Here is an 11,532-nt window from a genome sequence, read left to right on the forward strand (position 1 = left end):
ACAGTTACCAAAAATAAACTACGGGGGTGTTTTGTAGCTTAATGACTACCGAAAACAAAGTCGACCTGAGGGAAAGGCTTATAGAAAAACTTAGAGCAACCATAAAGGAAGAGGGTGGAGAACTCACAGAAACCATAGAGCGTCAAATTGCGCAGATCGCCACCAACGTAGCTCACGAGCCCCAATCCCTTGTAGAGCCTTTGGAAGTAACTGACAACTCCAGACAAAATAGAAGAGTTGTAATCACGGGTATGGGAGTAATCTCTCCTGTAGGCATAGGAAAAGAGGCTTACTGGGAATCACTTGTCAACGGAAAGTCTGGAATAGACATTATCACCATGTGCGATACCGAAGGTTGCACAACGAAGATAGCCGGAGAGGTAAAAAACTGGAATCCAGAGGAGTATATCGATCCCAAGCAGATACGTAGGATGTCCCGAGCATCACAATTTGCTGTTGGGGCCGCAAAACAGGCTGTACAAGACGCAGAGCTATGCTTTGAAGAGCAAAATCCCAGGGTAGGTGTGCTGTTGGGGACCGGAACTTCGAGCTTCCCTGATACCGAGGCTGCTGCGCAGACTCTATTTACACGGGGGCCTATGAGAATTAGCCCCTTCTTTGCACCTATTAGCCTGGCAAATGCACCTGCAGGGCAGGTGGCAATGACGTTCAAGGCTCATGGGTATAACGGCACTATAGTGACCGCTTGTGCCGCAGGTACTCAGGCCATTGGTGAAGCCTTTGAAGTGATAAGGCGCGGTGAAGCAGATGTCATGCTAGCCGGGGGCACTGAGGCTCCTATCTGTCGCTTGGGCTTGGCTGCGTTCTGCGTCATGCGTGTTATGAGCACTCGTAATGATGAGCCACAAAAGGCTAGCAGACCATTTGATAAGAACAGGGATGGCTTCGTACCAGGCGAAGGCGCAGCAATACTTGTACTCGAATCATTGGAACATGCATTAGAAAGAGGTGCAAAGATCTATGCTGAGGTAGTAGGCTATGGAGCTACATCAGATGCCTACCACATGGTCATGCCTGAGCCTGATGGAACTGGTGCTGCCAGAGCCATGCGCAAGGCACTAGAGTGCGCACACCTGAGTCCAGATCAGATAGACTACATCAACGGGCACGGTACGAGCACACAGCTAAACGACGCCGCAGAGACCGCAGCCATAAAAGCAGTCTTTGGCGAATACGCATATAAGGTGCCTATAAGCTCTACCAAATCCATGACGGGGCACTTGCTAGGAGCCGCAGGAGCCATAGAAGCAGTGGCTTCTGTAATGACAATTTACGACAAGGTAATTCCTCCCACTATCAACTATGAAACACCCGACCCCGAATGTGACCTCGACTACGTGCCAAATGAGGCCAGGAGGGCGGATGTCAGAACAGTTATGTCCAACTCCTTCGGCTTCGGTGGTCAGAACGCAGTACTGATATTTAGGGAGTATCAAGGGTAAAACAAGTGCAAGTAGCAGTTAACGCAGAATACGTAAGAAGTCGCCAAAGCCTTATACAGAGAACCTTACTAATAGGGTTCTTCTTCCTAACAGCATCAGTAGTAATAGTCCTGCTTTATCAGCAGCTGATATTTGTTGCATGGCCACTCATGATTATCGGCTATATAATAACGAGCCTTACTAGGCAGATCCAGTTCGATCTAGGACAAAACGTGAGGACAGATCAGAGACTGGCCACAGCTTTGAAATCCCTGAGCAACAGGTACTGGCTAGGCAATTGGATACCTGTAGGCTCTGTGATAGTAGATGGCATACTCGTAGGTCCCGAAGGCGTACTGGTAATTGAGACCCGTAATCATGGCGGCGTGACGGAATGTAATGGTAACAAGTGGAAAAGACGAAAGAATATCTTAGTACGTTTCTTTACTGGCGAACCATCCCTGGGCAACCCTTCAATAGATTTGCAGGCATCTCTTGAAGCTATAACAAAGGACCTACAGGAGGCAGGTTTTGGGGATGTCCCCGTAAGCGGTGCCGTAGTATTTACATCACCTGATGCTGTATTGATGTTAGACGACTGTAAAAACACAGCCTTAACTTCCGCACAGCTACTGCGTTGGGCCAATAGTAGGCAAGTACCTTCGGTTGTGATCTCAGATGCAACTAGACAGAAGATAATTGAACACTTTTCTGCGAAAATAACATCAGCTAAAAGCCCAGCCCATCAGGAACAAGAAGTAAAAGCTAAGTAACAAGAGAAGTGTTATGATCAGCACTAGCTCGTCAGAGTTCGTAGGCAATAAGCAAGCATTACGACTGCTGTCTGCAGCCAAGGCGAAAAACAGAGCTAGTGGCTCGTGGCTATTTACCGGTCCTCCATCCGTAGGCAAGAGCACTTTGGCAAGATGGTTCGCCGCATTACTACTATGCTCCGATGAAACATCTGATTACCCATGTGGTCAATGCATCCACTGCAGGAAGATCTATCATGGCTCACATCCTGATGTCGAGACGATTAGTCTGGCATTACAGGCTGAACAATCGGGTAAACCCTCCAGGGAGATTGGTATAGATTCCATCAGGAATATCATCGAGCGCATATATCTTAGACCTTTCGAGGCTAACAGAAAGGTCTATCTGATCGAAGACGCATCTACAATGACAGAGGAAGCAGCCAATGCCTTCCTGAAGACTTTGGAAGAACCCCCAGACTTCGTGACGATAGTACTCATAGCTATAGATGACTATTCGCTCCCTGAGACGATCAGATCACGTTGCTACAGGGTAAACCTGCAACCTGTGCCACACAGTGAAATTACCCGCTACTTAGTCAATAGCCTAGGCTTCGAGCAAGAAGAGGCAAACATGATAGCGACTCTGTCCAATGGCAGGCCAGGATGGGCAATTAGGGCAACCCACGACAGAGCGCTAGTAGCACAGGTAAATGATGATTGGAAATATCTGAACAAAATCCTCCAATCAAATGACATTGAAAGGCTGAAGTCCGCTGAAGAAATATCCAAAGATTGGTCCAATAAGCCTAACAATAGAGATGATTTGTACTCCCTCTTGTTTAACTGGATAGGAATTATAAGGCTAGCAACTATCAAGTCGTTTCAAGAAAACGGCAGTAAAGCATATCTATCTGAAAACGTAGATCTTATTCGGTTCCTATCCTCCTTAGGGCCACAACATGGCTACGAGTTGATACAGCAAATTCTAAAGGCTATATATATGCTCGACTCAAATGCTAACGTGAGGTTAGTGCTAGAAAACCTTTTTCTGAAGTTACCTAGAGTATGAGCTATATTCTAGGCATCAGGATACTTGGCCGTAATAAGCTAATGTGGATAGAAAACCACACCTCAGCATCTCTAAGCGCGCCTTCCTACTGCCTGATAGATGTAGCAAATGAAGGACTAAGATGGGCAAGAATAGTATGCACAGCGCGCAACTTGGCCAAAATCAATGTTGAATCTCACGCTAGCATCCAGATGTTCGTTACAGAGCCCTCTCCACCAGAAGAGGACGCTGTAGTTCAAAGCTTAGTAAGGGAAATACAATCAACAGCAGGAACAACCGTAAATACCAGCCTGGATCCTTTACTCAGGTTCCTAAGAATAGAAATAAATACAGACGATAGCGATCTAACAAGCAAGATCAAGGAAATATCTTCACGACTAGGGATAGCAATACTCGTAAATAAACCTCAGCTCCAAAGATTGTACATACCAAAGCTGGGAGAAAAGATCGCCTGGAGAGGCCAAGAATACAAAGTAGCTAAACTGAACTTATACCAACAGACAGTCATCCTCATATCCGAAGAAGGTCAGGCACAACAGATAAGACTTTCAGATCTAGCCGGCCACAGCTGAGTAAAATAGCCTCTCTATTATCCAAAGAATTATCAAAGCAACCAAAGGGGAAAAATCAATCATCACTCCCCCAGGCATAAAGTTACGTATTGGTCTAAGAATAGGTTCAGTGACATCATAGAGAAAACGCGATATTGGATTCCTGAATAAAGGGTCAAACCACGATATTAGTGCTCTACCTATAATGGCTATCTCTAATACCCTCAACAGCAGACCTACGAAGGTTACCAAAAACTCTGGCAAGGTTTTCCTCCAATAAATAACTATTGTGTGCTCTATGTATTAGATAGCTGCAGACTTAAGATTCTAATCAGGCAGTATCCTAACAAACACCTCGTTAGAAAGTAGCCTGCCCTTAGGAGTAAGCCTGAAGTAGTTATCCTTCCACTCTACAAGCCCCAAACCAGCAACATCGTCGATTTTACCGCTCAGAAAAGAGTGTAAGCTCTGACCGTATCGGGACTGAAACTCTTCAGCGTTCACACCCTCCGCAAGCCGTAGATGCAGGATAACGTATTCAGATCTCTCGATGGGCACGCTCAACTCTTCTTGCCAAACTATCGGGCTCTGCCCATTATTTATAAGTGAAATATACTTAGAAGGCAATAATTCGTTGTAATAGCGCACGCTGTTTAGAAAACCATATGCTCCTGCCCCAGCCCCTATAAACGGCTCTTCTCTCCAATAAATCATATTGTGTTTAGACTGCTTACCTGGTCTGCACCAGTTACTTATCTCATAGTGTATATATCCAGCCTTCTCCAAGACCTCCTGAGCCAACTCATACATGTCCGCCATCAAATCATCATCCGGAGATGGTAGCTTACCTCTTGATATCAATCTATGTAATGGCGTTCCTTCTTCAACGGTCAGTGCGTAAAGGGATATATGATCAGGCTCTATATCTACTACACGGGATAAGTTATGTCTCCAGTCATCTAGAGTTTGAAAAGGCAGGCCATATATTAGATCTACACTAATGTTCTCAAATCCTGCTGCCCTTGCGGCTCTATAAGCCTCCAAAGCCTCTTCAACTGTATGGTGTCTAGCTAGCCTACGTAAATCATCATCCTTGAAGCTTTGTATACCAATACTGATTCTATTCACACCCATAGCTAGGATATCCCTAAAGTACTGCTCGCTAACCGTGCCAGGGTTAGCTTCCATTGTTATCTCAGCGCCATCAACCAATCTAAGATAATCACGTGCAGTACCGACGATATACAGAACCTGACTGGGAGAAAGAAGACTAGGTGTGCCCCCTCCCATGTAGAGCGTCCTCGCCACAAGTCCCTGATCACTATAGGTTACTAGCTCCTTACCAAGGGCAAGCACATAATCAGGTATAAGGGCATTTTTCCCGGCATAACAGTTGAAATCACAGTAGATGCACTTGGTTTTACAAAAGGGTATATGAACGTATAATCCTACATAGGAGGATATATTGGTTTGTTCTAGCTCATTACCTCTATTCACATATGGAATCTTAGCTGCACAATGAGTTACATGTCCAGAACGACATTGGTTTGGCTTGCTATAATCTCTTCGGTTTTAGGTAAGATACCTATGATCACAAAGGTTGATGGCTAGGTAAAAGGAAGAGATATGAAAATTACTTACCGTGTCGGCGGGCTACTTGAATCTGAAAGCAGATACATAGCAGTACCGATGTTTGCGGGGCAAGATATGCCCTACATGAATCAAATAGATTCGAATACACCGTCAACAGATTTGGTCGATGTGGCGTCACAGAAGGAGCAAGTATCCCTAATAAACACAGGGCAACAGGATAAGTTCATCCTTCTAATTGGGATGGGCGAACTTAGTAATACCTTGGAGGCCATCAGAAAGTTCTCTGGGGCCGCTGTCAGGTGGGCCAGGAAACGCAAAATCGATAACCTATCCATATTCTTACCATCACTCTCAAATCCAAACAATGCACTGGTAGCGGCAGCAGTACATGGCGCTATAGTAGGCAATTTTTCACCCGAAACATATAAAACTTCATCTCAGGAGATAAACGTAGAAAGTACAGAGTTCATACTAGAATCATCAGGCTCTGATATATCTGATATGGAAGCCACCATCAACAGAGCTACGGCAATCGGAGAGTCGGTTAACCTGGCCAGAACCCTTGCTAACGAGCCTCCCAATGTACTAACAACGCGAGAATTTGCTCGCAGAGCACAGAGTTTATGCGAGGTCAATGGATTGACCTGTGAGATACTTGAGGAAGAGGATCTAAGGCAAAGAGGATATAGTGCCATTCTTGCGGTCGCAAGCGGCAGCTCAGAACCTGCGAGAATGGTAATCATCAAATATGAGGCCAGCGATAGCCCCTATACTATAGGGTTCGTAGGGAAAGGCATAACCTTTGATACTGGTGGTATATCACTCAAGCCGGCTGAGAACATGCACAGAATGAAGTCGGATATGTCTGGCGCTGCAGCGGTACTCGGCGCAATGATAGCGATATCTAAGATTAAACCGAAAGTAAACGTAGTTGGTGTTCTATGCCTGGCTGAAAACATGCCTAGCGGATCAGCTATGAGGCCTGGAGATGTAATAAAAGCTGGCAGTGGCAAAACTATTGAGGTACTAAACACTGATGCTGAAGGCAGATTAGTGCTTGCTGATGGCATCGTACAAGCCAAGAAAGAGGGTGCAACACATCTAGTAGATGTTGCCACACTCACAGGAGCCTGTGTAGTAGCTCTTGGAACTATTACCACGGGAGTATTCGGATCCCATCAGTATTGGACGGATATAGTGCTCAACGCCGCCTCACAAGTAGGTGAGAAGATGTGGCAGATGCCTACTTTTGCAGAGTATAGAGAGCAGCTAGATAGCGACATAGCTGATATAGCTAACAGCGGTGGCAGAGAGGCTGGGGCTATAACTGGTGCTCTATTCATCAAGGAGTTTGCTGAAGACACTCCGTGGGTACACCTGGACATAGCAGGTACAGCTTGGAATAACAAAGATCTTCCGCATATAGCTAAAGGGCCAACAGGAGTGGCTACTGCTACACTAACTAAGATAGCTGATATAGTGGCAAGTCGTGGCATAGATAGTAATGGCTAATATTATTCAACTTGAGGTTTGATGTGACTACACTCACTTCCTTCGGAATCATATCGTCGGAACTCAGACAAGTAGAACAGAAACTACTGGAATCAGTGCCAGAAGAGATACCAGAGCTAGCATCAGTAGTAAGATCACTGATTTTAGCCGGTGGCAAGAGACTAAGACCTGCCCTGGTCTTTCTTTCTGGCAGCATCAACTCGCCGGATCACGAAAAGCTGCTCAACGCTGCCGTGGCCGTTGAATTACTGCATACTGCAACTCTTATACACGATGACACAATAGACCAAGCCGACGTCAGAAGAGGTATAGCTACTGCTAACTCGATATTTGGTCCTGGAGTCGTCATTCTCCTAGGAGATTTTCTGTTTGCAAAAGCTGCTCATTACGCGGCTATGACATCAGATCCCGAGGCGATTGATCTTTTTGCGAAAGTTCTGATGGTTATAGTAGATGGAGAGCTGAGGCAGAGTCTGGGGAAGCACAACGGAGTGCCCTCAGAAGAAGAGTACTATCGACGAATATACGCAAAGACCGCAGCTCTCTTCGAGTGTTGTACCGAAACTGGGGCTATACTCTCCAAAGCACCGGAACCTCATAGAAGGGCATTGACTACTTATGGTAAGAAGTTAGGATTAGCTTTCCAGATCATAGATGACTTGCTAGATTTCACGTCCACTGAGCAGATAGGCAAACCTGCGGGTAACGATATAAGGCAGGGCACTATAACTCTACCGGTAATACTGTTCCTCCAAAGTGCTGCCGTCGGTGATCCTAGAGCCGAACACGTTAAGGCAGTCATATCAGGACTCAGCAAAGATTATGACGGAGCAATAGATATTATCAAGTCCTCAGGTGCTCTGGAAAAGGCAAGAGACAAAGCAGCAGCCCTTATTGAGGAAGCCAAGGCCGCTCTCCTAGTATTACCTAATAGTGATTCTCGTGAAGCCATGATGGAGATAGCTCAGTTTACTTTAGAGAGGACTTTGTAGGGAATCGCATTGCTCCTCTACCAACTGCTGGACTCTACTGATCACCTCTTCTACAGTAATTGGTAGGAAGCATATCCTAGTATCAAATCTATGTTCATAGAGCCACTCAGTTGTAATCGAAAGCGCATACGTAGGTACGTTCGTCAATTCTTGACATGAGTCCAATAAGATTAATAGTTCCTTTATCTTCTTTCGAACATCCTCGATATCATCCCATCTAGCCCTGGCGGAGACCGTAGGGATGTTTACAACTCCCGTAAATAACAGCTCTCGACTCAGGCGACAATAGCTTATTATGATAGCAGGACCTTGGAACCTACCAGGCATCAAGCTGAACTGACCATTCTCAATCTTCTGCAAAACCCTTGTCATACTTGACCGTTCTAAGCTACGCTTACTGTCTACTCCTGTTATATAAATAAGTCGGCTTATTATTGGCTGCAGTTTCTCAGGATCCTGAACTACTTGCGCAAGCCCTTCGGGTTCCTCGGGAAGCATAGATGGACAGAGAGTTAGTGCTGATTGAACCACGATCTTTAGGTCGTAGAGCAGCTTCCTGTTAGGTAAAGGGCCTAAGTGAAAAGCACCCTCTTTCCTGTTATCACTGACAACAGCTAGCTTGATGTTATCTTTTTTCTCTATCCTCAACCACCAAAGCTTGCGAGTTCGCATCTTTTGGATGTTGTATTTGGGATTTAGACGCGATATTAGAGCCATTTCCTCAATTTGCGCCTCAAGGTGTGTAGCTAACAGCACATATTCAAAATCGCTCACATTCTCAAGAAAGCCCTTCATATTACGAGTTATGTCCACCTGTCCCGCGAGATAAGTCCTAAGCCTGCTGCGGAGATTGGAGGAGCTACCTACATACATCGGGGTACCATACGAATCGTAAAAGATATACACTCCTGGCCATTCCGGTACAGCTCTCACCTTTTCCTGCATATGACGTAGCCTATAACTTACGTCCTGAGCAGCGTGATGTGTGTAGCTATCCTTGATAGCACTCAAAATCATCTGTATCTCTTTTGCAAGGGGGTTAGAGTTTGAAAATGGGCCCGGCGATAACCCCTTGAGAAGATAGTTTGATTTGTCCCTATCCCAGCCCTTAGAACTTACAACCACAGGCTCAGCCAGATCTGGAGACAATCCTATCCTAGAGAACTCATGGGCTAGAGAATTCCAGACCTTGATATCAAGTACGTATACATTTCTACCCACTAAGTAGTGGCTGATATCCTTTGCTACATGCTCAAAAGGCACGGGTTCTATATCCGCAAACCAATCGTACAAACCTTCCTGATACAACGGCACCTTGGAGTTAACAGAAAATCTCCAATACCTTATCGTAGGTTCTTCAAGCGCATATATTGCTAGCAAAAGCAATCGACCTCTATTGGCTCTAGTTGTACGACCAGTAAGTAAAACTGGTTGCCTGGATATAGCATCTTCCTTAATTCTCCAAACCCCTATTGGGTCCTTTTCTAAGCGGGGGTCCCCATCTAGACACTGCTCCAAGATCCGAATCCAAGCTGGACCACTATTTATAGCGCCAAAAAGTTCCCGAGCCAAAGAATCTTCACTCATCGGGCCATTTTTAAGCAGCGCTACAGCACGAGATCTGATTTTATCCTGAGAATCCATTCTAACCTCGTAAATACATAAGCAAAGGCATAAATACTGCTAGAAATAGCAAAACGCAACAATATTTATACCCTAACGCGGTATAATTGTGGGAAGGTAGGGAGGGTTAGGTGTTGGGTAATAACGAAGGTTTTCACAAAGATCCGTTTCTATCTACCGTGCGTACCATCGGCCGCGTTTCACAAATAATAACTGAGCTTAGAGCTGAATACGAACGCAGGCCAAATCCAGCTACTTTAGCTCAGATCAGATATCGTATTCGCGAGCTAGCAGAGCTTGAGCGGCAACTGGACTCAGACGATATACTAGCTACGGGTTGACCTTAGCAGAAGTTCCCCTTTTAGTAATTGGCACTCCAGCAGAACAAAGAGGACACACTTCTGGGTCGTAAGTCGGTATGTCAAGAGTTATGGTAGACCAATAGTCAACCCCCAAATCAACTTTCCCCCCCGACCTGTCCACAAGCAGACCAACGCCTACCACATTACCTCCCAGCTGATTGACAGCTTCAATGGTGTCTTTCACAGATCCGCCAGTAGTCATGACATCGTCTACTATTAGCACTCGCTCACCAGGCTTGATCTCGAACCCACGCCTGAACTCCCTACCACCTGTAGGAGCAGGTTCAGCGATTATACTTCGTAGCCCCATCTGTCTCGCCACCTCGAAGGCTAGTATTGCCCCACCAGTGGTAGGTCCTGCAACAACATCTGGGTTTCTATCGGCAAAATGCTGTACGATCTGGCTACATAATGATGAAGCTAAATCAGGTTTCTCAATGATCCGAAACTTCTCAACATAGTACTGCGCGTGTAGTCCACTCGAAAGTAAGAAATGCCCCTCAAGAAGTGCGCCATTTCGAACTAATAATTCTCTGGTGTCAGTCGTTTCCCTCATAATCCTCCTAAACAGGTAAGAAATAGAATGCTATTCCCAATATGACATATGCTGTAATAAGCTGTGCGCCCTCAAGCCAGTTACTTTCACCATCCAACACCACTAGATTACCTATTAGAACAGCGGCTATAAGTGCAACTATCTCGAATCTTGTGAATACCAGGTCCATATGCTTAGAGAAAAACAGGCTTATTAGGACCAGCACTGGGGCTACAAACAGTGCCACTTGCAAGCTACTACCTAAGGATATAGAAAGACTCAGATCCATCCTATTCTTTACAGCTACCTGTACCCCTACCAGATGCTCAGCCACATTACCGACAAGGGGTATGATCATTACTCCCAGGAAGACCTCTGTCCACCCTAATGCACGTACAACCTCTTCTACAACCCCCACTAGTATCTCGCTCATTACCACGATGCCTATGGTGGAAGCAACAAGTAGTCCCAGTGAAACAGGCAGGCTCCAGCTAGCCGTATGCTCACTCTCAGCACTATCAGAAGTACTTTTATGGGAATTAGAAGAGGTAAAGAAAGAATACAGTAGATATAGTACATATACCACTATCATGGCGATAGCTACACCATCGCTTAGAAGCTGTACGTCTTCATGACCCGACTCACGCTGTATCGTGGCTGAAAATATAGTTGGAACAGATATCGATATAACAGCAAGCAGCATCATGGATGCAACAGCACCCATGCTACTCCTATCGAATCTTTGGATGCCATTCTTTATACCACCTGCTAATAAGCTTGCTCCCATAACTATTAGGATGTTGCCTATGATAGACCCAGTTACAGAAGCCTTTACCAGGTCTACCAAACCTGCACGAAGAGCAACTATGCTTATGATCAACTCAGCTGCGTTTCCGAGAGTAGCATTCAATAAACCTCCTACCTGTGGGCCAGTATAAACAGCCAATTCCTCAGTAGCCTGGCCTAACACAGCCGCAAGAGGAACCAGGGCAATAGCGGAAGTGATAAATATAAGCAGATATAAGTCTGGGATAAAGAAGTGTAGAAGTACTGCTATGGGTAAAAAAACAAGCAGTGCATATATATATTTCACACATC

Annotated in this window: 12 protein-coding genes; 7 read left to right on the plus strand and 5 right to left on the minus strand. The window is 45.4% G+C overall.

Going from position 1 to position 11,532, the window contains the following annotated elements; translation table 11 throughout:
• Positions 1–41 precede the first annotated feature (41 nt).
• The 4 genes from fabF to TTER_RS06905 are packed head-to-tail and all read left to right on the plus strand — an operon-like array spanning position 42 to position 3,838.
• Positions 42–1,463 (plus strand): beta-ketoacyl-ACP synthase II, encoded by a 1,422-nt coding sequence (gene fabF, locus TTER_RS06890; protein WP_012875300.1) that lies wholly within the window; start codon positions 42–44, stop codon positions 1,461–1,463.
• Positions 1,464–1,468: 5 nt separating this feature from the next.
• Positions 1,469–2,215 (plus strand): nuclease-related domain-containing protein, encoded by a 747-nt coding sequence (locus tag TTER_RS06895; protein ID WP_012875301.1) that lies wholly within the window; start codon positions 1,469–1,471, stop codon positions 2,213–2,215.
• Positions 2,216–2,228: 13 nt separating this feature from the next.
• Entirely contained in the window at positions 2,229–3,266 is a 1,038-nt protein-coding gene (holB, locus tag TTER_RS06900; RefSeq protein ID WP_012875302.1) for a DNA polymerase III subunit delta', read from the plus strand.
• Positions 3,263–3,838, plus strand: coding sequence for a hypothetical protein (locus TTER_RS06905; RefSeq protein WP_012875303.1), 576 nt, complete (start codon positions 3,263–3,265; stop codon positions 3,836–3,838). Before holB ends, TTER_RS06905 begins: the two co-directional genes overlap by 4 nt.
• Here TTER_RS06905 and TTER_RS06910 read toward each other — a convergent pair.
• Positions 3,821–4,081, minus strand: coding sequence for a YggT family protein (locus tag TTER_RS06910; RefSeq protein WP_012875304.1), 261 nt, complete (start codon positions 4,079–4,081; stop codon positions 3,821–3,823). The two genes, TTER_RS06905 and TTER_RS06910, sit on opposite strands and share 18 nt — an antisense overlap.
• A 63-nt stretch (positions 4,082–4,144) precedes the next feature.
• Positions 4,145–5,314: a radical SAM family heme chaperone HemW gene (gene hemW / locus TTER_RS06915; RefSeq protein WP_012875305.1), complete on the minus strand. Its 1,170-nt coding sequence runs from the start codon at positions 5,312–5,314 to the stop codon at positions 4,145–4,147.
• 129 nt (positions 5,315–5,443) lie between these two features.
• Here hemW and TTER_RS06920 point away from each other — a divergent pair, with 129 nt between their 5' ends.
• Positions 5,444–6,922: a leucyl aminopeptidase gene (locus TTER_RS06920; protein ID WP_012875306.1), complete on the plus strand. Its 1,479-nt coding sequence runs from the start codon at positions 5,444–5,446 to the stop codon at positions 6,920–6,922.
• Positions 6,923–6,945: 23 nt separating this feature from the next.
• Entirely contained in the window at positions 6,946–7,914 is a 969-nt protein-coding gene (locus TTER_RS06925) for a polyprenyl synthetase family protein (RefSeq protein WP_012875307.1), read from the plus strand.
• On the opposite strand, the gene TTER_RS06930 is transcribed toward TTER_RS06925, so the two are convergent.
• Positions 7,897–9,558, minus strand: a complete 1,662-nt coding sequence (locus tag TTER_RS06930) for a GIY-YIG nuclease family protein (RefSeq protein ID WP_012875308.1) — start codon at positions 9,556–9,558, stop codon at positions 7,897–7,899. The two genes, TTER_RS06925 and TTER_RS06930, sit on opposite strands and share 18 nt — an antisense overlap.
• A gap of 110 nt (positions 9,559–9,668) precedes the next feature.
• Here TTER_RS06930 and TTER_RS06935 point away from each other — a divergent pair, with 110 nt between their 5' ends.
• Complete coding sequence (locus TTER_RS06935) at positions 9,669–9,878, plus strand: hypothetical protein (RefSeq protein WP_148211910.1); 210 nt, start codon at positions 9,669–9,671, stop codon at positions 9,876–9,878.
• Here the strand turns inward: TTER_RS06935 and pyrE are convergent.
• Positions 9,868–10,455, minus strand: coding sequence for an orotate phosphoribosyltransferase (gene pyrE / locus TTER_RS06940; RefSeq protein WP_012875310.1), 588 nt, complete (start codon positions 10,453–10,455; stop codon positions 9,868–9,870). The genes TTER_RS06935 and pyrE overlap by 11 nt on opposite strands.
• 7 nt (positions 10,456–10,462) lie before the next feature.
• Positions 10,463–11,527, minus strand: coding sequence for a calcium/proton exchanger (gene cax, locus TTER_RS06945; RefSeq protein ID WP_012875311.1), 1,065 nt, complete (start codon positions 11,525–11,527; stop codon positions 10,463–10,465).
• Positions 11,528–11,532: the final 5 nt, after the last annotated feature.

Origin of the sequence: Thermobaculum terrenum ATCC BAA-798 (assembly GCF_000025005.1) — a bacterium.
Taxonomy (GTDB): Bacteria; Chloroflexota; Chloroflexia; order Thermobaculales; family Thermobaculaceae; genus Thermobaculum; species Thermobaculum terrenum.

Coding starts and splice junctions, on each gene's coding strand:
- pyrE (WP_012875310.1), bottom strand. CDS start 10,455: ATGAGGGAAACGACTGACACCAGAGAATTATTAGTTCGAAATGGCGCA.
- TTER_RS06905 (WP_012875303.1), top strand. CDS start 3,263: ATGAGCTATATTCTAGGCATCAGGATACTTGGCCGTAATAAGCTAATG.
- fabF (WP_012875300.1), top strand. CDS start 42: ATGACTACCGAAAACAAAGTCGACCTGAGGGAAAGGCTTATAGAAAAA.
- TTER_RS06920 (WP_012875306.1), top strand. CDS start 5,444: ATGAAAATTACTTACCGTGTCGGCGGGCTACTTGAATCTGAAAGCAGA.
- TTER_RS06930 (WP_012875308.1), bottom strand. CDS start 9,558: ATGGATTCTCAGGATAAAATCAGATCTCGTGCTGTAGCGCTGCTTAAA.
- holB (WP_012875302.1), top strand. CDS start 2,229: ATGATCAGCACTAGCTCGTCAGAGTTCGTAGGCAATAAGCAAGCATTA.